The sequence below is a fragment of the Bacillus sp. JJ1562 genome (genome assembly GCF_036962705.1).
Lineage (GTDB): Bacteria > Bacillota > Bacilli > Bacillales > Bacillaceae_L > Ferdinandcohnia.
Genome location: NZ_JBALOQ010000016.1, coordinates 54,034 through 80,786, shown reverse-complemented (window position 1 = coordinate 80,786; position 26,753 = coordinate 54,034). Strand labels below are relative to the sequence as shown.

25 protein-coding genes and 1 other RNA gene are annotated in these 26,753 nt (G+C 37.5%); 19 read left to right on the top strand and 7 right to left on the bottom strand.

Annotation, left to right across the window (positions count from 1 at the left end; translation table 11 throughout):
- Positions 1-10 precede the first annotated feature (10 nt).
- From V7097_RS10185 to V7097_RS10175, 3 genes are all read right to left on the bottom strand, one after another.
- Positions 11-232, bottom strand: a complete 222-nt coding sequence (locus tag V7097_RS10185) for a hypothetical protein (protein WP_335703500.1) — start codon at positions 230-232, stop codon at positions 11-13.
- A gap of 43 nt (positions 233-275) precedes the next feature.
- On the bottom strand, positions 276-755 hold the full coding sequence (locus V7097_RS10180) for an Hsp20/alpha crystallin family protein (protein ID WP_335703499.1): 480 nt from the start codon (positions 753-755) through the stop codon (positions 276-278).
- Positions 756-872: 117 nt separating this feature from the next.
- Complete coding sequence (locus tag V7097_RS10175; RefSeq protein WP_335703498.1) at positions 873-1,568, bottom strand: Crp/Fnr family transcriptional regulator; 696 nt, start codon at positions 1,566-1,568, stop codon at positions 873-875.
- Between the two features lie 257 nt (positions 1,569-1,825).
- Between V7097_RS10175 and V7097_RS10170 the strand changes: the two genes are divergently transcribed.
- The 7 genes from V7097_RS10170 (at position 1,826) to cspD (ending at position 8,475) form a co-directional block, all read left to right on the top strand.
- A complete protein-coding gene (locus V7097_RS10170; RefSeq protein WP_335703497.1) occupies positions 1,826-3,511 on the top strand; it encodes a peptide ABC transporter substrate-binding protein in 1,686 nt (561 codons plus the stop codon).
- A gap of 130 nt (positions 3,512-3,641) precedes the next feature.
- Positions 3,642-4,571, top strand: a complete 930-nt coding sequence (locus tag V7097_RS10165) for an ABC transporter permease (RefSeq protein ID WP_335703496.1) — start codon at positions 3,642-3,644, stop codon at positions 4,569-4,571.
- Positions 4,568-5,497 carry an ABC transporter permease gene (locus tag V7097_RS10160; protein WP_335703495.1) on the top strand — a complete coding sequence of 310 codons (930 nt, stop codon included), beginning with the start codon at positions 4,568-4,570 and terminating at the stop codon, positions 5,495-5,497. Before V7097_RS10165 ends, V7097_RS10160 begins: the two co-directional genes overlap by 4 nt.
- A 219-nt stretch (positions 5,498-5,716) precedes the next feature.
- Positions 5,717-6,715 carry an ABC transporter ATP-binding protein gene (locus V7097_RS10155; protein WP_335703494.1) on the top strand — a complete coding sequence of 333 codons (999 nt, stop codon included), beginning with the start codon at positions 5,717-5,719 and terminating at the stop codon, positions 6,713-6,715.
- 81 nt (positions 6,716-6,796) lie between these two features.
- On the top strand, positions 6,797-7,690 hold the full coding sequence (locus V7097_RS10150) for an ABC transporter ATP-binding protein (protein WP_335703572.1): 894 nt from the start codon (positions 6,797-6,799) through the stop codon (positions 7,688-7,690).
- Positions 7,691-7,924: 234 nt separating this feature from the next.
- Positions 7,925-8,131: a cold-shock protein gene (locus tag V7097_RS10145; RefSeq protein WP_335703493.1), complete on the top strand. Its 207-nt coding sequence runs from the start codon at positions 7,925-7,927 to the stop codon at positions 8,129-8,131.
- 143 nt (positions 8,132-8,274) lie between these two features.
- Positions 8,275-8,475, top strand: coding sequence for a cold-shock protein CspD (cspD, locus tag V7097_RS10140; protein ID WP_335703492.1), 201 nt, complete (start codon positions 8,275-8,277; stop codon positions 8,473-8,475).
- Between the two features lie 108 nt (positions 8,476-8,583).
- Here cspD and V7097_RS10135 read toward each other — a convergent pair whose 3' ends face one another.
- On the bottom strand, positions 8,584-10,089 hold the full coding sequence (locus V7097_RS10135) for an MDR family MFS transporter (protein WP_335703491.1): 1,506 nt from the start codon (positions 10,087-10,089) through the stop codon (positions 8,584-8,586).
- A 154-nt stretch (positions 10,090-10,243) separates the two neighbouring features.
- Here V7097_RS10135 and V7097_RS10130 point away from each other — a divergent pair, with 154 nt between their 5' ends.
- From V7097_RS10130 to V7097_RS10075, 12 genes are all read left to right on the top strand, one after another.
- Positions 10,244-11,116 (top strand): TetR/AcrR family transcriptional regulator, encoded by an 873-nt coding sequence (locus tag V7097_RS10130; RefSeq protein ID WP_335703490.1) that lies wholly within the window; start codon positions 10,244-10,246, stop codon positions 11,114-11,116.
- Between the two features lie 25 nt (positions 11,117-11,141).
- Complete coding sequence (locus V7097_RS10125; RefSeq protein ID WP_335703489.1) at positions 11,142-12,602, top strand: protein adenylyltransferase SelO; 1,461 nt, start codon at positions 11,142-11,144, stop codon at positions 12,600-12,602.
- 128 nt (positions 12,603-12,730) lie between these two features.
- The gene (locus V7097_RS10120; RefSeq protein WP_335703488.1) at positions 12,731-15,010 is read left to right on the top strand and encodes a DEAD/DEAH box helicase; all 2,280 of its coding nucleotides are present in this window, start codon (positions 12,731-12,733) and stop codon (positions 15,008-15,010) included.
- A 12-nt stretch (positions 15,011-15,022) separates the two neighbouring features.
- Positions 15,023-16,285: a ribonuclease H-like domain-containing protein gene (locus V7097_RS10115; RefSeq protein WP_335703487.1), complete on the top strand. Its 1,263-nt coding sequence runs from the start codon at positions 15,023-15,025 to the stop codon at positions 16,283-16,285.
- Between the two features lie 389 nt (positions 16,286-16,674).
- Positions 16,675-16,911 (top strand): spore coat protein, encoded by a 237-nt coding sequence (locus tag V7097_RS10110; RefSeq protein WP_335703486.1) that lies wholly within the window; start codon positions 16,675-16,677, stop codon positions 16,909-16,911.
- Positions 16,912-17,038: 127 nt separating this feature from the next.
- The gene (locus tag V7097_RS10105; protein WP_335703571.1) at positions 17,039-17,596 is read left to right on the top strand and encodes a DUF1273 domain-containing protein; all 558 of its coding nucleotides are present in this window, start codon (positions 17,039-17,041) and stop codon (positions 17,594-17,596) included.
- A 93-nt stretch (positions 17,597-17,689) separates the two neighbouring features.
- Positions 17,690-17,989 (top strand): cell division regulator GpsB, encoded by a 300-nt coding sequence (gene gpsB, locus V7097_RS10100; protein ID WP_335703485.1) that lies wholly within the window; start codon positions 17,690-17,692, stop codon positions 17,987-17,989.
- A gap of 152 nt (positions 17,990-18,141) precedes the next feature.
- Positions 18,142-18,536: RNase P RNA component class B (gene rnpB / locus V7097_RS10095), an RNA gene on the top strand.
- 170 nt (positions 18,537-18,706) lie between these two features.
- On the top strand, positions 18,707-19,849 hold the full coding sequence (locus V7097_RS10090) for a THUMP domain-containing class I SAM-dependent RNA methyltransferase (protein ID WP_335703484.1): 1,143 nt from the start codon (positions 18,707-18,709) through the stop codon (positions 19,847-19,849).
- A gap of 328 nt (positions 19,850-20,177) precedes the next feature.
- Positions 20,178-20,363: a hypothetical protein gene (locus V7097_RS10085; RefSeq protein ID WP_335703483.1), complete on the top strand. Its 186-nt coding sequence runs from the start codon at positions 20,178-20,180 to the stop codon at positions 20,361-20,363.
- A gap of 113 nt (positions 20,364-20,476) precedes the next feature.
- Complete coding sequence (locus tag V7097_RS10080) at positions 20,477-22,405, top strand: ATP-dependent DNA helicase (RefSeq protein WP_335703482.1); 1,929 nt, start codon at positions 20,477-20,479, stop codon at positions 22,403-22,405.
- 16 nt (positions 22,406-22,421) lie between these two features.
- On the top strand, positions 22,422-23,939 hold the full coding sequence (locus V7097_RS10075) for a carboxypeptidase M32 (RefSeq protein ID WP_335703481.1): 1,518 nt from the start codon (positions 22,422-22,424) through the stop codon (positions 23,937-23,939).
- Between the two features lie 166 nt (positions 23,940-24,105).
- Here the strand turns inward: V7097_RS10075 and V7097_RS10070 are convergent, their stop codons facing one another.
- The 3 genes from V7097_RS10070 to V7097_RS10060 form a co-directional block, all read right to left on the bottom strand.
- Entirely contained in the window at positions 24,106-25,758 is a 1,653-nt protein-coding gene (locus tag V7097_RS10070; RefSeq protein ID WP_335703480.1) for a b(o/a)3-type cytochrome-c oxidase subunit 1, read from the bottom strand.
- Positions 25,758-26,228 (bottom strand): cytochrome c oxidase subunit II, encoded by a 471-nt coding sequence (locus tag V7097_RS10065; protein WP_335703479.1) that lies wholly within the window; start codon positions 26,226-26,228, stop codon positions 25,758-25,760. Before V7097_RS10065 ends, V7097_RS10070 begins: the two co-directional genes overlap by 1 nt.
- 109 nt (positions 26,229-26,337) lie before the next feature.
- Positions 26,338-26,493 (bottom strand): cytochrome c oxidase subunit 2A, encoded by a 156-nt coding sequence (locus V7097_RS10060; protein WP_335703478.1) that lies wholly within the window; start codon positions 26,491-26,493, stop codon positions 26,338-26,340.
- Positions 26,494-26,753 lie beyond the last annotated feature (260 nt).

Sequence of the window (26,753 nt, the reverse complement as noted above, 5' to 3'; positions counted from 1 at the left end):
CATTTCATTATCAGGATTCTTCGAAAAAAGAGGTGAATTCCTCTTCATTTGATTTAGATTCTTTATAATACGGGTTATCCTCGGTTGCATTTTTTGGATCTAGATTCGTTTTAATTACAAGAATTGGCTCATCACTTGCTTCTGCAATAAACCTGTCATTCAGTTCTTTAAAATCAGGTAAGTTTTGATTACCAGGCTTCTCCTCCAAGATTACACCTCCTAGCCATATCATGCTAATCTTCTATGGAAAGTATGTAAAAAAGAGCATGATTATTTCACATGCTCTCATCAATCAAAATTTTTCGTTTTCTTTGTTTTGGGACGCGAATTTTTAACACACCATTTACGTAGGATGCTTTAATTTGATTTATAGGAATCGGATAGGGTAATGCGATCGCCCGACTCGCTTTGTTATAGGAATGTTTTTTTACATAATAGTTTTTTTTCTCATTGGTTTCTTCGGTTTCCTCAACATGATTGACAGTGATCGTAATATATTTTTCCGAGTACTCAATATCGATTTGTTCTTTTTTGACTCCTGGCAGATCTGCAGAAATAATAAGTTCTGTCTCTGTTTCATACATATCAATAGGAATGGTTGAGAAAGGGAATGGTTGTTCAAAGAATTCATCAATGGTATCAAGCAGACGTTTAACGGGTTGCTGAGTAAAGAAGTCATTCATTGATTTCATGAGTGGTCCGAATGATTCATTTTCATATTTTTTAATCGGTTTATCACTCTTATCATCTTTCACTTTGGTTCTCCTCCTAGACCGTATTATCTACTGATACTATATTCATTTCTTATCAAAATGTTTTTATTTTGGGCATAAAAAAGAACTGAGCACACGAAGCTCAGTTCTTTTTAGATTTTATATAAACAGTTCTTCCTCTAAACTTTCTGGGTCAACAATGATATTATTTTTTTCATCTACTACCACGATATCTTTTTTCTTCAATTTTGTTAAGGTCCTACTTACTGTTTCGCGGGTTGTTCCGATCATATTGGCTAAATCCTTATTTGTGAATTGTGTAGTAATCATAATTTTTCCATCTTTCATTTTCTGACCGTCGGTATTACTTAGGCGTAATATAAGCTTAATAATTTGCTCATATGTATTATTTAAAATTTGTGCTTCTAATCTATTTTGAAGGTCTACTATTTTTTCACCCATCACCTTAAAAAGCTTGATACAGACCTGTGGATGCTGTAAGAGCACATTTTCAAAATGGGAGATGGAAATAACGACTGCCTTTGTATCCTCCATCGTATGCGCATAAGCGGGATAGTTTCCTTTTCGGAAAAAACCAACATGAGGGAACATATCCCCATCCTTTTGGAAGGTTACAATTTGTTCTTTTCCACTTATATCATTTTTATATATTTTTACTTTACCTTTAAAGATAAAATAAACATTTTCTAAAGGATCATCCTGCATAAAAACATGTGTACCCTTTTTATATTGGCGGTATTGGGCAATGTTTACTATCTCATTTAATTCATTACTTGTTAATTCTTTAAAAAGTGGTACCGTTCGTAAAACCTCAGTTATTTCAATCCGATTCATATGTATTCACTCCATATTCTCACTAGTAACTTAAGTGTACCAAACTACTAGATTATAGGTAAAGCATTACCAAATTTCTGCCTTCAGAATTTACCAGGTTAAAAGGTCGTTGTATTAAAGTATGAAAGAAAAACTAGTACCTATCACTTAAATAAAAAAGAAATTTACGTCTAAAGTAATATTTTCACGTTTTTATCTATAGATTTAATGTAGAAATCGAAATGGTTTCAAAAAAAATAGTATAGGGGGTCAACTGTTTGAAAAGAAAGCTTTCAGTGGGATTGATATTATTACTTTCTATCTTTTTAGCTTTATCTGGTTGTTTTAGTGGAGAAACGACATCAAATGAAACTGAAAAACCAACAACTCCTAATGAGGAAGGAAAAGAGGATGATCAGGAAGCATCTGGACCAAAGATTCTTCGCCTAAATAATAATGAAGAACCTGGTTCATTGCACCCTGGGACGGCACAAGGAACACATGACTCATGGATTCTTGAGCATGCATTTGAAGGGTTAACAAAGAAGACTCCTGAAGGAGAAATCGTAGCGGGAATGGCTGAATCATGGGAGCCAAGTGAGGATGGATTAAAATGGACATTTAAGCTTCGTAGTGATGCAAAATGGTCGAATGGGGATCCTGTTACTGCTCATGACTTTGAATATGCATGGAAATACGCACTAAACCCAAAAACAGCGTCTACATATGCATATCAACTCTATTATTTAGAGGGTGGAGAAGCATATAACTCAGCAGAAGAGGGTGCTGATCTAGCTGCACTTGAAGCTGCAGTTGGTGTAAAAGCAGTTGATGATACAACTTTAGAGGTAAAGCTAGCACAACCAACTCCATATTTCTTAGATTTAACATCTTTCTACACGTATTATCCAATTAATAAGGCTGTTCAGGAAGCAAATGCAGAATGGTACCAGGAAGCAGATTCCTATGTATCAAATGGTGCTTTTAAATTGACTGAGTGGAAGCATAAAGAAAGCATGAAGCTTGCAAAGAACGAAAACTATTATGATAAAGACAAAATCAATTTAGACGAAGTCCAATTCGTTATAATCGATGATGAGAATACATCATGGCAAATGTACCAATCGGGTGAATTGGATTTAGTTTATCCATTACCACAGGATGTTATTGGTCAATTAAAGGATCAGAAAAACCCTGAGTTCGAAATTGGAACAGACCTTGCTGTTTATTACTACAATTTAAACAACGAGAAGGAGCCATTTAATAATGAAAAGATTCGAAAAGCATTATCAATGGCAATTGACCGTGAAACGATTGTAGAGCATGTTGCTCAGGGTGGTCAACAAGCTGCATATTCTATCGTACCGCCAGGAATACCTGATGTTTCTGGTGATTTCCAAGAAAATACTGGCAAATTGTTCGAAGCTAATATAGAAGAAGCGAAAAAATTAATGGAAGAAGGATTGGCTGAAGAGGGTCTTGATAAGTTTCCTGCCGTAACATTAACTTATAACACGTCTGATAGTCATAAGATGATTGCTGAGGCTGTTCAGGAAATGTGGCGTAAAAATCTCGGTGTCGAAATTACATTAGAGAACGTTGAGTTCCAGGTTAAGCTTGACCGAGAAAAAGCGGGTGATTATGAAATTTCCAGAGCAGGTTGGGTTGGTGACTATGTAGATCCAATGACATTTATGGATCTATGGGTAACAGACGGACCATATAATGATGCGAACTGGGGCAATGCAGAGTACGACAAGCTAGTTAACTTAGCGAAAACGACTATGAACCAAGATGATCGTATGAAGGCAATGCATGACGCTGAAAAAATCTTAATGGATGAAATGCCAGTTATCCCTGTTTATTTCTATACAAAACCGTTTACTGTGAAACCACATGTAACAGGCGTCTACACACCAATTAATAGTTATCCACAGTTCATTTATGCAGATATTAAAAACTAGGTAACTAGCTAATCGAGGTATGCTGGAATCCAGCATACCCGATTTTTACTTGTATATGATGGCTTAAGACTATGTTTGCCATAGGATGTGGCGGTTTTTAATAGATGATCCATTAAATAAGGGGGATAACATGCTTAAGTATATTGGAAAGCGAATTGTCCTTGCAGTTGTAACCCTTTGGGTGATTATTACTCTAACATTCATATTAATGCATAGTATTCCAGGAAACCCATTTGCCCAAGAAGGAACAATGCCTGCGGCGGTCTATAATAATCTTCAAAGCTATTATAATTTGGACAAACCATTGTACGTCCAATATGGTCTTTATTTACTTTCTATTTTACAGTTTGACTTTGGTCCTTCTTATAAATCTTCCACCTTGACAGTGAATGACCTAATCGTGAATGGTTTCCCTGTTTCCCTGCATTTAGGAACACAGGCCCTACTGATTGCAATTCCACTTGGATTACTATTTGGAATTATTGCGGCTCTTTATCGCAATCGATGGCCTGATTACTCATCTATGATTCTTGCAATCATTGGGATTTCTGTACCAAACTTTATTCTGGCAACCTTTCTCATCAATTATTTAGCAGTTGAATGGCGTTGGTTCCCAGTTGCAACTTGGAAATCTTGGTCTCATACGGTGCTGCCAAGCCTGTCACTTGCGATGATGCCAATGGCCTTTATCGCAAGGTTAATGAGGTCAAGCATGCTTGAGGTGATGAGTCAGGACTATATATTAACGGCAAAAGCGAAAGGCCTTAAGAAAGGTACAATCATATTAAAGCATGCTATTCGAAATGCGATTATGCCGGTTGTTACAATTGTTGGAATTTTAATCGCCAATATTGTAACAGGGAGCTTTATTATTGAAAAAATATTTGGTATCCCGGGTATGGGAGAAATGTTTGTAACGAGTATTTTTAATCGAGATTACCCGGTTATTCTCGGTTCGACGATTTTCTATTCAGCCATCCTCATTCTTTTTATTCTTATTGTCGATATCGCCTATACGTGGATTGATCCAAGAATTAAAGTAACGGGGGAGAGCAAATGAAAAATCGATCAGATCTTACAGAAGACATGTTTGCACCTGTCGAGCAGAAATTTGCGGAAGCAGAAAAAATTGCAAGACCTAGCATTTCCTTTTGGAGGGATGTATGGAATCGGTTAAAGGAAAACAAATTAGCGTTGCTTGGGCTCATCATCATCATTATTATTGGAATCCTGGCGATTATCGGACCTTATTTAAATGGATACACCTACTATGAGCAGGACTTTACAAAGAAAAACCTCCGACCGAATGCGGAACATTGGTTTGGGACAGATGCATCTGGACGAGATTTGTTTACACGAGCATGGTATGGTGCTAGGATCTCTTTATTTATTGGGCTAATGGCTGCTCTAATTGATTTTGTAGCTGGGATTATTTATGGAGGAATTTCCGGTATTCGTGGTGGCAGAACGGATAACATTATGATGAGAATTGCGGAAGTGCTCTATGCCATTCCATACTTATTAATGGTTATTTTAGTCATGATCGTCCTAGAAAGAGGAATCTGGGCGATTATTATTGCGATGTCTATAACTGGATGGATACCGATGGCAAGACTTGTCCGAGGGCAAGTACTCCAACTGAAGGAATATGAATATGTTCAAGCCGCAAATGCGATGGGGGCGAAAACCTCATGGATTTTGAGTAGACATATGATTCCAAATACGATGGGCCCAATTTTAGTAAACGTAACATTAACCGTTCCAACTGCGATTTTTGCAGAAGCGACACTAAGCTTTTTAGGCCTTGGAATTCCTGCTCCACAGGCAAGTTGGGGGACGATGGCGAATGATGCACTTGGAAGTATTTTAATCGGGAATTTCTATCAATTATTTTTCCCTGCTTTTCTCATCTCACTTACAATGTTCGCTTTTAATGTGTTTGGGGATGGATTAAGAGATGCACTCGATCCGAAATTGCGGAAATAAATTAACTTTATTCAGCGGAGGTCAAGCCCCTGCTAAATAAAGTTAAAGCCTCCGGCGGAGACATGCGATTTTTAAAGGAAACTTTTCGCTCATAAGATGATTAAAGACTAAGAACGCCACGTCCTGATGTCTTCGTCTTCGTGACCAACATCACGTGGGCCTAAAAAATCTGGGCGTAAATACGACTAGGCGCATTTGATTATAGGGGGGAAATAATAGATGGAAAATATATTAGAAATCAATGATTTGCATGTTTCGTTTGATACAAGTGCAGGGAAGGTAAAGGCGGTTAGAGGAGTTTCTTTCTCAGTTGAAAAAGGGGAAGCAATTGCAATTGTTGGTGAATCGGGCTGTGGAAAAAGTGTGACGGCCAAATCAATTATGAGACTGCTTCCATCCCCACAAGCAAAAATTGAAAGTGGGACTATCATTTTGAATGGAGAAAATATTGTCCAAAAATCTGAAAAAGCGATGGAAAAAATAAGAGGAAATGAGGTCGGGATGATTTTTCAGGATCCCATGACATCGTTAAACCCTACGACTAAAATTGGGATTCAAATAGCAGAAGGCATTACTCGACATACAAAGATTCCAAAAAAGCAGGCACTCGAGCAAGCTATACAAATGCTTGAAATGGTGGGGATTCCTCAGCCTGAGAAGAGAATCCATCAATATCCTCATGAATTTTCTGGTGGTATGAGGCAGCGTGTTATGGTCGCAATCGCCCTTGCTTGCAGGCCGAGGCTTTTAATTGCTGATGAACCTACTACTGCACTTGATGTGACCATCCAAGCGCAAATTTTACAACTAATGAAAGAGCTGCAGATTAAAACCGATACTTCCATTATTTTAATTACGCATGACCTTGGTGTGGTAGCCGAAATGTGCAGAAAGGTTGTTGTGATGTATGCAGGTGAAATAGTGGAATCAGGCAGTGTCGAGGAAATCTTCTCCAATCCGACCCATCCGTATACGAAGGGCTTGTTAAAATCAGTACCACGACTGGATATGGATAAGCATGAAAAATTATCAACCATTACTGGCACCCCTCCGGATTTACTTGACCCACCAAAGGGCTGTTCATTTTATCCGAGATGTGAAATGGCAATGAAAATTTGTGCAGAACATAAACCAGAATATGAAGGTATTAGCCCGACGCAGTACAGCTCATGTTGGTTAAATCATCCGATGGCTAAAAATCGTATTAATTTCGTCTAAGGAGGAGGTCGAAAAGTGGCTGAAAAAGCGCAAAAATTGCTAGAAGTGAAAAATGTGAAGAAATACTTTTCCATCCAGAAGATGCCTCTAAAAGCTGTAGATGATTTAAATTTAATCATCTATAAAGGGGAAACGGTGGGGCTGGTAGGTGAGAGTGGCTGTGGTAAATCAACAGCAGGAAAAACAATTATTCGGTTAATTGAACCATCTGCCGGCGAGGTTCTTTTTGAAGGGGAAAATATTTATAAGCTTAATCAAAAGCAAATGAAGGAGCTCCGCAAGGATATGCAAATTATTTTCCAAGATCCGTACGCTTCATTAAATCCAAGGATGAAGATTGAGGATATTATTGGGGAGCCGCTTGATATCCATCATCTCGCAAAAGGCAAAAAAAGAAAAGAGCGGGTGAAGGAGCTTCTAGAGTTAGTCGGGCTTCGTCCAGAGCATGCTAATCGATTCCCACACGAATTTAGTGGAGGACAAAGACAACGGATCGGAATTGCGAGGGCATTGGCTCTTAATCCAAAATTTATTGTCTGTGATGAACCCATTTCAGCTTTGGATGTATCAATCCAGGCACAAATAGTTAATCTGTTAAAGAGCCTGCAGGAAAAAATGGATTTGACATATTTATTTATTGCCCATGATTTATCAATGGTCAAATACATTTCAGACCGAATCCTCGTGATGTACTTAGGGAACATGGTTGAGCTTTCGGATAGTGGGTCACTAAATGATGATCCACTCCATCCATACACAAAAGCTTTGCTGTCGGCGGTTCCAATTCCTGACCCTGCTGTGAAACGGGAGCGAGTTGTATTAGAAGGAGAGGTCCCCAGTCCATTATCTCCACCATCGGGTTGTGTGTTCCGAACTAGATGTAAATATGCAATGGAACGATGTGCAATTGAGATTCCAAATTGGAAGGAAGTGAAGCCATCCCACTTCACGGCTTGTCATTTATATGATGATTAATGCGTTGGTTTTACAAATATAGGCAGAAAGTGGTATAATAATTACCAATAGAGATAAAATTAACAGTAATGCTTATTATAAGGAGTTTCTCATGGAAGCTCGGCATTAACAAATGCCCTAAAGGCAAAGTTAGCCGTAGTAGCGCTAAGCGCTCTTAGAACGACTTTTTATAATAAGTTTTTTTATTGTCTAACTGGGAGTTTCGTGCCAACCAAAACGAAGGAGATGATTTGAATGGCTTTTGGAAGAAGACCAGTCGAAGAAATTGTTACTGAGGAAACGAAGGTGTGGGAATGCACATCTGAGGAATGTAAGGGATGGGTACGAGATAATTTTAAGAGTACTACAGAACCAAGCTGTCCATTGTGTGGTTCTGAAATGGAGACAAATACAAGATTATTACAGGTTGTCAACAACCATAATAAGAGCTTTTTAGCATAGAATGAATGCTTGTTTCCTCCATCCTAGAATCTTTTTTTTAAAACAGAAAGAATTTAGGGTTATAAAATCGTTTTCCTATGGACATAATAATTCATGCAATACCTTGCAACAAAATTTTGTTGCATTACATAGGAGGAAACAAAATGGCACAAGGAAAAGTAAAATGGTTTAACAGTGAAAAAGGCTTTGGATTTATCGAAGTTGAAGGTGGAGACGATGTATTCGTACACTTTTCAGCAATTCAAGGCGACGGGTTCAAAACGTTAGAAGAAGGTCAAGAAGTTACTTTCGATATCGAAGAAGGTAGCCGTGGGCCACAAGCCGCTAATGTTCATAAAGCGTAACGAACCAAATATAAACCGTTCAAAACAGATTCTAATTTTAGAATCTGTTTTTTTGATGTTAAGAAAGAAAAAAAGAAAAACCCCTGAAAAGAGTCAGGGGTCATTTTACTAATTCGTAGCGGTCTTAACTGGATTTGCTTTTCCAAGCGTTGGATCTCCCTTTCCGCTTACATCTACTCGTTTAATAAACAATGCTAAAACTAATGCAACTATATTAATACCTAGGGCAACAATGAAGGAATAATTAATTCCCGCAAGTAATGCTTGTTGGCCAATAAGATCCTGTGTGCTTTCAGTTAATGTTGATGGATCGATTGTTGCTACTAGGCTTTCACCTTCAGTTTTAGCAACACTATTCATGATCGTTACTAAAACGGCTGTTCCGATAGAGCCAGAAACTTGTTGAGCGGTATTATTGATCGCTGTCCCATGTGGATATAGATCTGCTGGCAACTGATTTAATCCGTTTGTCATAATCGGCATCATGACCATCGACATTCCGAACATACGAAGAGTGTATGCTGTAATGATATAGGTGTATGAAGAATCTACCTGTAATTGTGTTAATAAATAGGTTGATACTGCTGTAATGATAAGACCACAAATTGATAGAAGACGTGGACCAAATTTATCAAATAATTTACCAGTGATCGGTGACATAATCCCCATCACAATGGCCCCTGGAAGCATCATTAAACCAGATTCAAATGGCGATATTCCGCGAACATTTTGCACATAGGCAGGAGTTAGAATCATTCCAGAGAACATCGCTACCGCGTTTACAATGGCAATAACGGATGCTAGTGTAAACATTGGGTATTTATAAGCTCTTAAATCGAGAATTGGTTTATCTAATTTCAATTGACGTAAAATAAATAAGATTAACGTAATCCCACCAATGATTAGAGATGTTAAAACAAGGGTATCTGTCCATCCATCATTGCTTACAGAACTGAATCCGTATAGTAGTCCACCAAAACCAATTGTTGATAAGATAACAGAAAGGTGGTCGATTGTTGCATTTTTATTAACTTCCATCACGTTTTTAGACTTCCAAATCGCTAGCACTAAACTAATCACTGCAAGCGGTAAAATCATCTCAAATAATACGCGCCAGTCGTAATGCTCGACAACATAACCCGATAAGGTCGGACCGATTGCAGGTGCCGTAATCATAACCAATCCGAATACACCCATTGCTGAGCCACGTTTTTCAAGCGGGAAACTAACAAGCATAATGTTCATCAATAGTGGTCCCATTACAGAAGAGCCTGCTGCTTGGACCATACGTCCAGCAATTAATACTCCAAAGTTTGGTGCGAATGCAGCCATGGCAGTACCGATTGTAAAGATAAGCATGGATGTAATAAAAAGGCTTCGGTTCGAGAACCTAGTAATTAGAAATGCTGAAGCTGGAATTAACACACCACTCACTAGCATATATCCTGTTATAAGCCATTGGACGGTTGAGTAATTTTCAATATTCAAATCAATCATTATAGATGGTAAAGCAACGTTTAATAATGAGTTATTTAAAAATGAAACAAATGCCCCAACAAATAGTATTGCTAACATTAAATACGGAGGCTTTTTTTCTTGTAATGTTGAATCCATAAATGTATCCCCTCAATTCATTCGTTGAATTATTACTTGAATGATTTTATACCACAAGTTCAATTTATGCAATAAATTTATACTTAAGGTATAATATTCTTGTGAAAGAAAATAAATGGCGACTTAGAATATAAAAGAAATTAGTGGAGGGCGTATGAATAAGCGTAGGAGACGAGTGGCAGAAGCAGCGTTGAAATTGTTTGTTGAGAAAGGATTTCAACAAACATCCATACAAGAAATTATTGAACATGCGAATATTTCAAAAGGAACTTTTTATAATTATTTCTCAAATAAAAATGATTGTATCGCTGAAATATTAGAAGGATTGCGTTATGATGCAAGCCAAATTCGAATGGAGATGCAGGTTGGTAAGGATGAGACAGACCGTACTGTATTAATAGACCAAATTTCGATTTTGACCAAATTAAATAAGGAACGAAATCTTAATACCATTTTTGAATCGATTTTAAATTCAAATGAAATTGAGCTAAAAAAAATGGTGATGCATCATCGCATCCATGAATTGGAGTGGTTAGGGGGACGATTTGTTGATGTTTATGGCGATGAAATAAGGCAATATGGGTTTGAACTCTCGATTCTCTTTTACGGAATGATGCATTATATCCTGTTTACAATTAAGATTACGAATAGTGAACAATCTGTTCATCGTATCGTCGAAGTTGTGCTTACATATTTAGAGGCGATTATTCCAATCATGGTTGAAAAAGAGAGTACCTTGCTTGATCCATCATCACTTCATTTTCTCCAAGCAAGAATTGATCGAAAGGTACTAACACATGAAGAACTATTAGATTTAGCAAAAAAATTAGAGCAGGAAGCAACATTTACAGTGGATCAGCAAGATCTTTATGATACGATTGTGTCAGAGTTACAGCGGAAACGGATTCGAAAAAGCGTGCTACAGCCATTAATAAAACCATTTCAGCAGTCTTTTATACAAACAGAAATGGAATCTCAAGTCAACACATTTACAAATTTTCTTTGGTATTTTTTAAGAATGCAGTAATACTAAAAAGGGAAAAGGGGTGTTTATGATTACGAATAGTGAAATGGGTTGGAACTTTGACAACAGCTATGTAGAGTTGCCAAAAGAATTATATTCTAAAACAAATCCATCACCTGTACATGAACCTGAGCTAGTTATCTTTAATAAACATTTGGCAGAATCACTCGGTTTAAATGTAAAGGCCTTCTTGGAAAAAGGTACAGAGTTCTTTGCTGGAAATAGTATACCAGCTGGTGCTGAACCTATTGCCCAAGCCTATGCTGGTCACCAGTTTGGCCATTTTACGATGCTTGGAGACGGCCGTGCGGTGTTGCTCGGTGAACAGATTACACCTGTTGATACTCGCTTTGATATACAGTTGAAGGGGGCGGGCCGCACACCTTATTCACGCGGTGGCGATGGTCGTGCTGCAATTGGACCAATGTTGCGTGAGTATATCATTAGCGAAGCTATGCATGGATTACGTGTACCGACGACTAGGAGCTTAGCTGTAGTCACAACAGGTGAACCTATTTACCGAGAAACGGTTCTACCTGGTGCAATTCTTACACGTATTGCCTCAAGTCATATTCGGGTTGGTACGTTTCAATTTATTACAGGACTTGGAAAAATAGATGAACTACGGAGATTAGCAGATTATACGATTGACCGTCATTACCCCGAAATTAAGGATGAGGCACACCGCTATCTTGCTCTTTTACGTGAGGTAATCGAACGTCAAGCAGCCTTAATTGCGAAATGGCAGCTTATAGGGTTTATTCATGGTGTTATGAACACAGATAATATGGCAATAAGCGGAGAAACCATTGATTATGGTCCTTGTGCATTTATGGATACATATGACCCAAAAACTGTGTTCAGTTCTATTGACACAGGAGGACGTTATGCATATGGCAACCAGCCATATATCGGTGGTTGGAATCTTGCTCGATTTGCTGAAAGTTTATTACCTTTACTTCATGAAAATGAGGAACAGGCACTTCAATTAGCCCAAGATGAAATAACGAAATACAACGGTATTTATCGAGTAAATTGGCTGAACGGAATGAGAGCAAAGCTTGGCTTATTCGATCAAGAGGATGAAGATAAGGAACTTATTGAAGAATTCCTAGAATGGATGGAACAAAACCAAGCAGATTATACGAATACATTTGTCGCTTTAACCTTTGATACACTTGATAGCCTTTCAATTTGTAGAAACAATGCTTTTAAAAATTGGCAGAGAAAGTGGAAGGAAAGACAAAACAGACAGAAGAAAACAGAAGAAGAGATAAAGGATTTAATGCGAACGTCTAATCCAGCTGTCATACCGAGAAATCATCGTGTTGAAGAAGCACTTGAGGCGGCTGTGGAAGGTAATTACAGTGTTATGGGGAAACTCTTAGAAGTGCTAAAGGATCCTTTTGAACACTCCGAGGAGCAGTCTGAATACGCTAAACCACCAGAAACATCAAACAAACCATATCGAACTTTTTGTGGAACATGAATAAAAGCATGCCTTAGGGTGTGCTTTTTTGTATGTTAAAAATACCAATCGGACATTTATATGAAATCACTTCAAAAACGAACATTTATTCTGTAAAATAGTATGTAGAAATTCTGAGGTGATTTATAATGAAGTTTCGGAAAAATATCCATGAATTAATGGATTTCATAAAAGAAAACCCACAATACGCAAAAAACATTGTTCATTGGCATACGATTGAGGAAACCTCTGCTAAAACGATGGAGATGCCGGTATCAATTGATGATAGATTACGAGAAGCATTATACAGAAGAGGGATACATCAGTTATATACCCATCAGCATTCAGCTTATGAAATAACGCGAAGTGGAGAGAATTTCGTTGCTGTTACACCAACAGCATCAGGTAAGACACTTTGCTACAATCTTCCCGTTTTACAAACGATTGTTGAAAATGATCAGGCGCGTGCACTTTATTTATTCCCAACAAAAGCATTGGCTCAAGATCAAAAAAGTGAACTAAATGAAATTATTGAGGAAATGGGAGTAGCCATTAACAGCTATACATATGATGGTGATACACCTGCAAACATTCGCCAAAAGGTACGAAAGGCAGGGCATATTGTCATAACAAATCCAGATATGCTGCATTCGGCTATTCTACCTCATCATACAAAATGGGTTTCGTTATTTGAAAATCTAAAATATGTGGTAATTGATGAGCTACATACTTATCGTGGTGTGTTCGGAAGCCATGTCGCAAATGTCATTAGACGTTTGAAACGAATTTGCGAGTTTTATGGAAGTAATCCGATTTTTATGTGTACATCTGCAACCATTGCTAATCCACAGGAACTCGCTGAAAACTTGACCGGAACTAAAATGGAATTAATTGAAAACAATGGTGCACCAACTGGTAGAAAGCATTTTGTTTTTTACAATCCACCTATTGTCAATAAACCGCTCAATATTCGAAGAAGTGCGACACTTGAGGTTCGGAAACTTGCGAGTGAATTTTTACAAAATAAAATACAGACAATTGTTTTTGCGCGAAGCAGGGTGAGAGTGGAAATTATCCTAACGTATTTGCAGGAGCTTGTTAAAAATAAGCTTGGACCAAAAGCAATCCGGGGTTATCGTGGTGGGTATTTGCCAAAACAACGTCGCGAAATAGAACAGGGACTTCGGAATGGTGATATTTACGGCGTTGTCAGCACAAATGCCCTTGAATTAGGGGTTGACATAGGGCAACTTCAGGTTTGTATTATGACCGGCTACCCTGGAACCATTGCTAGTGCTTGGCAGCAGGCAGGCCGTGCTGGTCGACGCCAAGGGGAAGCTGTCATCTTCATGGTTGCAAGCTCCAATCCACTTGATCAATATATGATTCAAAACCCAGAATACTTTTTTAGTAGAAATCCTGAAACAGCTCGTATTAATCCTAATAATCTTGTGATATTAATTGACCATATTAAGTGTGCTGCTTATGAATTGCCGTTTCATTCAGGGGATACATTTGGTGACCTTGATCTTGAAGATATCCTAGAATTTTTAACAGAGGAAAGAGTCCTCCATCAAAATGGGGATAAATGGTATTGGATGAATGATTCCTTTCCAGCGCACAATATTAGCCTGCGGTCAGCTTCCCAAGAGAATGTTGTCATCATCGACCAAACAGACATTGCTGCTGTGAAGGTGATCGGAGAAATGGACCGATTTAGTGCGATGACATTACTTCATGATGAAGCGATTTATTTGCACCAAGGTGTTCAATTCCAGGTAGAAAAGTTAGATTGGGAAGAAAAGAAAGCTTTTGTGAGAGAAGTAGATGTTGATTATTTCACAGATGCAAACTTAGCTGTTAGTCTTCGAGTTTTGGAGGTTGATAAGGAACGTGCAAATGATTCAATCGAAATTGGCTACGGAGATGTATCCGTTCAAGCGATGGCGACGATTTTTAAGAAAATAAAATTTGAAACCCATGAGAATATCGGTTCAGGACCGATTCATCTACCAGAAGAAGAGCTCCATACATCCTCTGCGTGGGTAAGTCTGAAAAAATCAGAGCTTGAGGGATTAAGTGACCAACGGATTGAGGAAGGGTTAGTAGGTGTTGCAAATGTATTAAGGCATGTTGCTCCACTGTTGACAATGTGTGACCCATCAGACTTACATGTTGTTCCACAGGTGAAAGCCGTACACAATGAGCAGCCCACAATCTTTCTATACGATCGTTATCCAGGTGGAATAGGGTTGAGTGAAAAAATCTATGAGGCTATGGAAAATCTCCTCAATGAATCTCAGGAATTAATTCAAAAATGTTCCTGTGAATCAGGTTGTCCTTCCTGCATTGGGACAGACGTGATCAATGAGCGGGCTAAAACGGATGCACTAACATTAATTTCAAAGCTAAAACACGGAAAATATTAAAGGAGTTTCATTATGTCGATTAAAGGGAAATTAAACCGGTTAAAAAATCATATTGTAAAAGAAGATGAAGGGAAATCGAAATCTGTCGAATCTTCTGTTACTGTGGAAGGAATTCCTTTTCTTGATAAATGGAAAGAATTTGGAGCGCAACCCTTTTATTTTGATGGAACGTACTGCATGGTTAGGAAAGTGGAATATCCATTGGATTATCAGCATGGTTTATATTCGTTTTCCAAATTAAACGATATTATTGAAATGTGGAATTCATCTCCAATAAAGCATCCATTGTCCGCAAAAGGACATCAACTTTCCGATTTATTTTTCTTTGACACGGAAACAACTGGTTTAGGAGGAGGGGTAGGCAACACCATTTTTATATTAGGCCATGCAAGGGTCCATGAGGATAAAGTTGTTCTCACCCAACATTTTTTACCTAATCCTGGAGCTGAGGTTGCCCTTTACCAAAGCTTCCTTTCAAGTGTTGATTATACAACTCTCGTCACATATAATGGAAAATCCTTTGATTGGCCACAAGTAAAAACAAGGCATACTTTAATTCGGGATGCACTTCCTAAGTTACCGGATTTTGGACATTTCGATTTGTATCATGCAGCTAGAAGGCTTTGGAAAAATAAACTGGATTCTGTGAGACTATCAAATGTCGAAAAGGAAATTTTAGATATCAATCGTGAAGGTGATGTTCCGGGGTATCTAGCACCGATTCTTTATTTTGATTTTGTGGAAAATCAGATGCCTGATGGAATCTTTGGTGTCATGCGACATAATGAAATCGATATATTGTCCTTATTGACACTATACATCCATTTATCAGGTGCTTTGATTTTGAACGAAAAAAATAAGTATACTTCCGATAAATACGAAGTAGCGAGATGGCTTGAGGTTTTAGGTGAGACTAGAAAAGCAAAGGAATTATATGAGCAAGTAGTGGATGTAGATTCAGAAAAGGAAACGAAGGCAAAACTTGCCCTTGCTTTTCTTTCAAAAAAAGAGAAAAAGCTTGAAGAAGCAATGAGGCTATTTATGGAGGTCCATGAATATGGTGATGATCATGATGCGGTTGTAGCAAGTATAGAGCTTTCTAAATATTATGAGCATCGCAGTAAGGATTACGAAGCGGCTTGGGACTTTGCAAATAGTGGATACTTAAGATGGAAAGAAACGAAAAGCGCAGGAAATAAGGAAAAAAATGATAGATTTGAAAACGAGTTTAAGAAAAGAATCACAAGAATAAATAGGAAATTTCAAAAAAGTTAGAAAATATTACCCAGGTAAGCGCAAAATTAGTGGTTTTTCGCGTTGTATTTGTCGATTATATGAAGATTCGGAGACTTCCTTCATTTGTCATTGTAGAATAATGTAATACCATGTAAAATAATGTTTTGTGTAAAGGAAATATTATTTTAGATGGAGAGAATGAAATGTATAAGAAAATTTTATTTCTATACTTTTTTGTTTTAGTATTAATTGTCCTTGTGTTAACCGGAATAAAAGACGGCTCATATGCCTTTTTTTAATATAAATTGGTGTCAAAACGGAGCATTTTTTAAACATCCTTTAAAAAATAGGTGTTTTGATTAGTACATGACTCTCCCTTCTTTCATAGGCTATTACTGTAAGACAGATGAAGGAAAGGAGATAAAAAAATGTTTTGTCCAACAAATGTAATGCGACCTATTATTCACCCAACCAAATGTTGTGTTCAACATCACTGCTGTAAAACAATTGTTCCACATATTCATCCTTCACATACGCAACACGTAAATCATCATATGTATCAACATATGCATTATTTCCCACACACAGAATCAGTTGCGAATGAAGTAACAAATCAACACTTCAGTTGTGGAGCAAGACCACCAGGACCATTTTTTGGCCGCTAATCAAATAACTTAATCTAATAACGTAACAAATAAAACTAACAAAAACACAACAGGAACTGTAATGGTTCCTGTTTTACATATTGGTGTTCCCTCAGCAAAAATTAATAGGTAAAGGAGTCTAGATATGATAAAGGTTGTTGCTATTACAGGCTATAAACCATTTGAGCTTGGAATATTTGGACAAGACCATCCTGGAATCCGATATATCAAATTAGCCCTTAAAAATGCGCTGATTACATTAATTGAAGCGGGACTTGAATGGGTCATTGTTAGTGGGCAGCTTGGGGTTGAGCTTTGGGCTGCTGAAATTACCTATGAGCTTCAAGAGGAATATCCAAACCTCAGGCTTGCTGTCATTACTCCATTCCTCGATCAAGACGAAAAATGGAATGAAACAAACAGAGAATACTACCAATTTATTTTGTCACAAGCAGACTATGTAAACAGTATCACAAACCGGAAATATGATAATCCATCACAATTCCGGCTAAAAAATGCTTTTTTTCTAGACAAAAGTGATGCATTATTAATATTATATGATGAAGAAAAGGATGGAAGTCCACGTTATATTTATTCGGATGCGAAAAAAAAATGCGAAAATGAAGACTACCAACTTATTACGATTAACGCATACGACCTTCAGGTAATCGTAGAAGAGGAACAATATTCCAATAACGAATACTAAAATGGCAGCTTTGCTAATATAAATTGACAATACATGAAATTTTTGAAAAAATAGACATAGGAATAATGGGGAAAGTGTATCGAGGTGAAATTTATGTTATCTGATAAAATTAAATTAACAGCAACACAAATACTTGAAAAAGAATTTAAATCAGGTATGAAAGGCTATAGACAAGAAGAAGTTGATAAATTTTTAGATGTGGTTATTAAAGATTATGAAATGTTTTATCAAGAAATTGAAGAGCTTCAACAAGAAAATCTACGATTAAAGCGTCAACTAGAGGAATCCTATAAGAAACAACCACAGGCGCAAACGGGTACAACGAATTTTGATATTTTAAAACGATTATCAAATCTTGAAAAACATGTATTTGGTAGTAAATTGTATGATTAATACCCACATGACGAGGGATACAGAGACGTTGTCATAGTACGTCGAGTTCTTAGTCTTTGTTCCTTTAATCAGGAATTTGAAAAATTTACTAGTGTGTTATCCCTTGCAATCTTAATGTTTTTTTACTATACTATTTTTTGCACACAATAATAACGTTCGGGTAATCGCTGCAGGGCAACCTGCAGAGGAAAGTCCATGCTCGCACGGTCTGAGATGACCGTAGTGTTCGTGCCTAGCGAAACAATAAGCTAGGGTAGCGAGGATTTGATCTTTGCTAACGGCAGGGAAAAAACCTAAGTCCATTTGGATATGGTTTGACTACCTTTAAAGTGCCACAGTGACGAAGTCTTGTAAGAAATTACAAGAGTGGAACGAGGTAAACCCCACGAGCGAGAAACCCAAATAATGGTAGGGGCACTTTCTCTCTTGGAAATGAACAAGGAGAAGGACAGGCGGTTCACCGTCTGTAGATAGATGATTGCCACCGGAGTACGAGGTATTCGTTTTACCGATTGAAGTACGATGGAACAAAACATGGCTTACAGAACGTTATTAATTAAACGAGATTTACATGATGAATAAAGAAGCAAAGCTCTTCATGATGAAGAGCTTTTTGTATTCATACATAACTTTCTTGTAAGCAAATCTTGCTTTACAAGTTTATATTCTTTATTCTTTTACTATATAGATGAATGTACATAGTTAGGGTGAACGTGAATGGGAAAAGTTACACTTATTGCCACAGCAGCAATGGGGATTGAATCAATCGTTGCTAAAGAAGTACGGGATTTAGGCTATGAATGCACGGTTGAAAATGCAAAGGTTACGTTTGAGGCTGATGAACAAGCCATCTGCCGCAGCAATCTTTGGCTAAGAACAGCAGATCGTATTAAGCTAAAAGTTGGAGAATTTAAAGCAACAACCTTCGATGAATTATTCGAAAAAACAAAAGCCCTTAATTGGGGAGATATTATTCCGGAAAATGCAGAATTTCCTGTCATCGGAAAATCAGTAAAATCAAAGCTCTTTAGTGTCTCAGATTGCCAAAGTATAGTTAAAAAGGCAGTAGTTGAAAGCCTAAAGAAGCATTATCGTAAAACATCTGGCTGGTTTGATGAAACAGGTCCTTTATTCCGCATTGAAGTAGCATTGCTAAAGGACGTTGCTACATTAACAATTGACTGCAGTGGGGTCGGGTTACATAAACGTGGTTATCGTGTAGATCAAGGAGAGGCTCCCTTAAAAGAAACACTTGCCGCAACCTTAGTAATGCTTACGAACTGGACACCTGATAGACCATTTGTCGATCCATTTTGTGGCTCAGGGACAATTCCGATTGAAGCCGCATTAATTGGGCAAAACATAGCACCTGGTTTTAACCGTGATTTTGTATCTGAGGATTGGGAGTGGATAGGTAAAAAGTCGTGGGATGAAGCACGTCAGGAGGTAGAGGATTTAGCCAAATATGATCAGCCTCTTGATATAAGCGGCTTTGATATTGACCACCGAATGATTCAAATAGCCAAGGACAATGCAGATGAAGCGGGTTTTTCAGACCTGATTCAGTTTAAACAAATGCAGGTTCGGGATTTTACAACAACAAAGGATTACGGTGTAATCGTTGGAAACCCTCCATACGGGGAAAGACTTGGTGAAAAAAGGGCTGTCGAAGAAATGTATCGCGGTATGGGGGAAGCTCTTCGATCATTTGATACATGGTCAGTCTATATGCTTACCTCACACCCTGAATTCGAACAATTATACGGCAAACCAGCAACGAAAAAACGTAAATTATTTAACGGATTCATTCGAACCGACTACTATCAATATTGGGGAAAAAGACCGCCTAGAGACCGTTAAAATTTTAACAATTCATATCTAGCTTCAGAGCCTAGCCCCTCTCTGGTCTAGCCAAGCTGTCAAGAAGGATAAACTACGTCCTTCCCGCCAGCTTTTCTTATGCTTGTAGGACTTGCACAGGACAAGGAAAGTTTCGAGAGCTTTAAGATCGCACGAAGAAAATGCATAGCATTTTCGAGGATGTGCTGACGTCTACGTTTGCCACAGGATGTGGCAGTATTTAGTAGACGTTCAACTTCAAGGCACTTGCGCAATTCTTATGAATAGTTCAATTCAAAAGGACATATACTCTATTGGTGTTTATAAAATTTCCAGGAGTGAATGAACTATGAATTACTTAGATTTCAAAAAAATTCAAGATGCTTTGAATGATACATATAGGGCTCTCCAAAATGAAGTAGGGGAAGAGCTGGATCCTTTACAATCCATTGTCCAAGCAAAAAATGACCTTCTTCAGGCCATGTCTCATTCAACTGCAATAGATGTTGATCTTTTACGATATAAAAGTGAATGAAACTATTTGGAAACTCGCTTCGGCGGGTTTTCTTTTGCTTCGATATTGACTTCACCTATCGACTAGTAGATAATTAAAAATTGGCGCGTAACTTGGTTTTGGGGGTTTTACATATGATTGGAGAAGGGTTGCCCTTTCAAATATCCAGAAATGAAAATTTCTTTGATAAATTTAATGAGTGGATTGGTGATGTTTTTTACGACATCCTTCCGGAAAAAGGCTTTGAGCTCCGCGACGAGCAAATTTTTATGGCATTTCAGCTGGAAAAAGCATTTAAGGAAAAATCAATTGTGTTCGCTGAAGCAGGTGTAGGTACAGGTAAAACAATTGTTTATCTGTTATATGCGCTTTGTTATGCGAGATATATGAGAAAGCCTGCAATCATCTCATGTGCAGACGAGTCCTTAATTGAACAGCTAGTTAAGCCAGAAGGGGATATTGCAAAAATCGCTGACGCATTAGACTTAAATATTGATGTTCGTCTAGCGAAGGCACAGGACCAATATCTTTGTTTGCGAAAATTGGATCATGCTACTCGACGAACAACAAATGAAAAAATTGCACAAATTTATAATGAGTTACCAGATTTTGTTCATAGTCACTCTACTATGCAAACATTCCATCATTACGGGGATCGAAAAACATATTCTGAGCTTACGGATGAGGAATGGAGAAGCGTCGCATGGGATAGCTTTCAGGATTGTTTTTCATGTGATTTGCGCCATCGTTGTGGTCTCACATTATCTAGAGATCATTATCGGAAGGCTGTTGATTTAATTATCTGTTCCCATGATTTTTATATGGAGCATGTGTGGACTATGGAAGCCAGAAAAAGAGAAGGGCAGCTTCCTTTTTTACCCGAAAGTAGCAGTGTAGTCTTCGATGAAGGTCATTTACTTGAATACTCTGCGCAAAAAGCATTAACCTATCGTGTTCAGGAAACTACCTTGGAAACTCTCTTAACAAGGCTATTAGAAAATGATATTCGCGAAGAATTTGCACAATTAGTCGAAGATACGATTGAACAAAATGAACATTTTTATAGTAGACTCGAGGAAAATAGTCATACAGTTGAAGGCTCTGAACGGATGGATATCAAGCGGACTGGCCACTTAATTGCTGATGCGAAGAAGCTTCATCATATGATTGTTGAAATTGGCAATAATCTTGTGTTTGAGGCAGAGACGTATACGATTGACCAATACGAATTACATATTGTTGATGAATATTTGGATCAAATGGAATATTCATTAAAACTATTTGCTGACGAAAATGATGCAATTTACTGGGGTGAGGCAAATGGCGAAAGCTACACGCTAGTCATTATGCCACAAGCAGTGGAAACCATTTTAGCGGAAAAGGTATTTTCGAAAAAGATTCCATTTGTGTTTTCTTCTGCCACTTTATCTGAAAATAAAACTTTTGATTATATTGCAAAGAGTTTAGGAATTAAAAACTATCAATCGTTTACAGTAGAATCACCTTTTGATTATGATAATCAGATGAAGATTCAGATGCCTGTGTTTAATTCTAAGGATTTGTTCCGTTCAAAATTCGAATTTGCATGGAATGAAATTGAAAAATCAGACGGTAGGGCATTACTTTTATTTAATTCAAAGGAAGAGCTACAAGCATTTAAAGAAAATTGTAACTATGAAAAATATCCACTTTTATTTGAAGGTGATCAGGAAATCAGTGGACTTGTTTCCAAGTTCCAAAATGATGAACATAGTATCCTTTGTTCGGTTTCATTATGGGAAGGCCTTGATATTCCAGGACCTTCATTATCGAACGTCATTATATGGTCATTGCCATTCCCGCCAAATGACCCTGTTTTTCAAGCAAAAAGAAAAAGATCTCAGAATGCATTTGAGCAGGTTGATCTGCCATATATGCTATTAAGATTGAGACAAGGCGTGGGTCGTTTAATTCGTTCAAGTGAGGATGCAGGAACTGTTAGCATTCTTGTAGAAGATATTAGTAGCAACCAAGTCATAGATAACATTACAAATGTACTACCGACAAAGGTTGATCCGATTTAAAAGGGGAGAACGAAAAATGTCTGAACAATTACAGCAAACTAAGCAATCATTTCTTGAATTAGTTAAAAAGATGACAAGCTTTAATGAGGCAATTGGAGTTATGTATTGGGATTTACGTACTGGTGCTCCGAAAAAGGGAGTGGAGCAGCGCTCTGAAGTAATTGGAATGCTCTCATCAGAGGTTTTTGCTATGTCTACTTCTATTGAAATGGAAGCCTATTTAAAAGAATTAACAACTCCTGAGGCACAACAGCAGCTTAGTGTAATTACGAAGAAAGTCGTTGAGGAATGTCAAAAGGATTTTGAACGAAACAAAAAGATTCCTGCTGATGAATTCCGTGAGTATGTCATCCTACAATCAAAAGCAGAATCCGTTTGGGAGGAAGCTAAAGAAAAATCTGATTTTGATATGTTCCGCCCTTATTTAGAAAAACTCGTCGATTTCACGAAGAAATTTATAGGCTACTGGGGCTTTGAAGGAAACAAATACAACACATTGCTTGATATGTATGAACCAGGGGTAACAGTTGAGGTAGTCGACCAAGTATTTGCCCAGTTACGAGAAAAAATTGTTCCACTTGTTAAAGCTGTAACCGAGTCACAAAATAAGCCTGAAACTTCCTTTTTGTTTAAGGAATTTCCAAAGGAAAAACAACATGATTTTAGTCTGGAAATTCTTAAGAAAATGGGTTATGACTTCGAAGCAGGGCGCCTTGATGAAACAGTTCATCCATTCGAAATTAGCTTAAACCCTGGGGATGTTCGAATTACTACAAATTATGTGAAAAATGACTTTAGAACAGCTGTTTTTGGCACCATCCATGAAGGTGGTCATGCACTGTATGAGCAAAATATTTCACCTGATTTAGTAGGAACAAACCTTGCAGAAGGCACTTCGATGGGAATCCATGAATCCCAGTCCCTATTTTATGAAAATATTATTGGACGTAGTCTCTCACTTTGGAGAAATAACTTTGAACAATTAAAAGAATATGCAAGTGGTCAGTTTGATCAAGTTTCTGTAGAAGACTTTTATCGAGCAATCAATGAATCAAAACCATCATTGATTCGAATTGAAGCAGATGAATTAACATATCCATTACATGTCATGGTGCGTTATGAAATTGAAAAAGGTCTTTTTAATGATGAGATTGAAGTGAAGGATCTACCAGAAATCTGGAATGCGAAGTATGAAGAGTATTTAGGAATACGTCCAGAAAATGATGCAAAAGGGGTATTACAGGATGTCCACTGGGCAGGTGGAAGCTTTGGCTATTTCCCTTCATATGCACTAGGATATATGTATGCCGCTCAATTTAAGAATGCGATGTTAAAGGATCTTCCTAACTTTGATGAATTGCTGGAAGAAGGGAACCTACTTCCAATTAGAGAATGGCTAACTGAACATATTCATCAATATGGAAAACTTAAGAAGCCATTAGAAATCATCAAGGAAGTGACAGGTGAAGGATTAAACGCAAACTATTTAATCCAGTACTTAGAAGAAAAATATCGTTCGATTTACAACCTATAATTTTATTCAGCAGAAGGCTGAATAAAATTAATGCCTCCGGCGGATGCCACAGATTTTCAAAGGAAATTTTTCGAGCTTGCTCGAAAAAATCTAGGCGACAAATACGCCAGGGCGTATTTGATTAATGAAAAGCTACGCAACAGTGATTGCGTAGCTTTTTTGTTATTTAGAGTATATGTTTGAAAGGTTTTGCTCCTGGTGGTGCATTTTGAATCATATCAACAAATGGAATTGAATATGCGATTAAAATAAGCACTACTACTACACCAACCCAAAGCTTCCAGTTTTCAAGAATCATTGGTGTTTTCTCTGCTTCTTCTGCCACTTCACCTACAGGGAATTCTGTTTCGCCTTTAGGTGCAAAAAAGGCAAGATTCACAAAAATAACAAGGATTAGGATGATTCCTATAAAGAGAATTGATCCACCAATTGCTTGTGCAATTTGATAAGGAACCCAATCTGCTGCTTGCTCAGAACCTCCATATGTTGAGAACGCAGAGCGTCTTGGTGCTCCTAGTAAACCAGCAAAGTGCATGGCTGTTGACATGAATGTCATACCAATTGTCCATACGATTGTTTGTACAATCGCAAGTTTGTTCATTGCTTTTGTCATCACACGACCAGTTAAATGTGGAATTAACCAGTAGGCAATACCAAAGAATGTTAATACAACAGTTGTTGCAGCAGTTAAGTGGAAGTGTCCTGTTACCCAAATCGTATTATGAATCACTTGGTTCATTTGGTTACTTGCATTGATAATTCCACCCGCACCTGCAGGGATGAAGAATAACATACCAACAAATGGTGCGAAGAAACGAGCATCTCCCCAAGGCAGCTTTCTAAACCATCCGAATAATCCTGTTGCACCCTTTGATCTTCCATACAGTTCGAATGAAGCGAACAATGAGAATGCAGTCATTAATGAAGGAATAATAACCATAAATGTCAGCACTACTTGTAAGAACTTCCAATTTGGATCAATACCAGGTTCAGTTAACTGATGGTGGAATCCAACTGGAATTGAGAATAATAAGAACAAAATAAAGGATAATCTTGCAAGGGCATCTGAGAAAATCTTTCCTCCGATTACCTTAGGAATCACAACGTACCATGCCATGTATGCTGGTAATAACCAAAAATATACAAGAGGGTGACCGAAATACCAGAATAATGTTCTACTAATAAGGACATCAATTGTTTCAACCCAGCCAAATGACCATGGAATAAACTGTATAAGTACTGATGCAGCAACCCCAAGTGTTGCAACTAACCATAAAATCATTGTCATAATCGCCATGAAACTTAATAACGGTGTAACCTCACCAGGATTTGCTTTTTTCCATTTTCCAAAATGGGAAAACATTGCAAATCCACCAATCCAGCTACCCACTATAACAAGCGCCAGTCCAATATAAAAGAAAGGATGTGCTTGTAGAGGTGCGTAGAAAGTATAAAGAACAGATGCTTCGCCTAATAGAATAGTAGTTGCTGTAGAAGCAGTTCCAATTGTCATAGTCCAAAAACCAATCCAACCTGCAAAACGCAACTTTGGAGATAGGGTACCTGCTGTTTTACTTAAGCTTGCAAATAAGAATCCGATGATAAAAAATGTAGTAAGTACAAGTCCTAATAAAACTCCGTGAACGGTTAATAATTGATAGTAGCCAATGCCTGCAGGTAATGTGAATTTTCCAGAACGGACAAGTGTCTGAAGTAAACCTGCAGTACCTCCTAAAAGTAAAGCAGCGAAGGCTACATAAAAGTGAGCCATTGCTAATTTCGCATCTTTTTTGTCTACTTTAACGATTGAACTAGCCATTATTCAGTCACCTCAACTTTCGACATCATTAAGTGGTGTCCAGCTCCACAATATTCATTACATAACACTAAGAATTCACCAGTCTTTGAAAATGTTTGTGTATAGCTGCTGATATAACCTGGTTCAACCATCATATTGACGTTTGTACCAGCAATTGCAAATCCGTGAACAACGTCTTTGGTTACTACGTTAATCTTTACTTCAGCACCTTTAGGAATTTGGATTGTGTTTGGTGTGTAAGCAAATGCTTCAGCAACAAGATTAAGTTCGTATTTATTGCCTCCAATATGAACAAGTCCAGGATTATCAAATGGTGCTGTTTCAGTTACCTTTTCAGGATCAATCTTTTGGATATTACTTGCAGGCTTGTGGCCCATCGCAAATGCGCCGACACCAACAACTATAAGGAATACAATAAGGATTCCGATACCAAAAGTGAGCCATATTTTTTCAAATTTATGCAGATGCATGGCTTTTTCCCCTTTCAAATTTTCACATTCTTTTTCTGTCTGTTTTTTCATAAAATATTACAAGCCATTTTTTGATACCCTTGTCTCGATTTTCTTAGTAGACATGTTTTTACAATCTGTCTAAGAACAAGAAATAGACACCAAGCCAAGTTACAATTAAGAAAAGTCCAAGTAGAATTACAGATGCCAATGTCCCTTTTAAGGAAGTTCTTTCATCTTCAATTTTTGTTTTTTGGTTTGTCTTTGTAAGCTGTGTCTTTGCCATTCCTTACGCCCCCCTTTAAGCCTTTATCAAAGGTTTTTACAATTTCATAATACAAAACAATTTGTTAAAATCTAGACGATTTTAAGCATTTCACAAATTGTTCATTCCTAATCTAATCACTATATTAATAGTGAAAACCTACTAAAACAGTGATTTTTATCACAATTGGTTAGAGAAACATTTGAATAATTTGTGACAATTCTAATAACAGCTATACAACCGGAAACATATCATATATCAAATACGCCTTGGCGTATTTG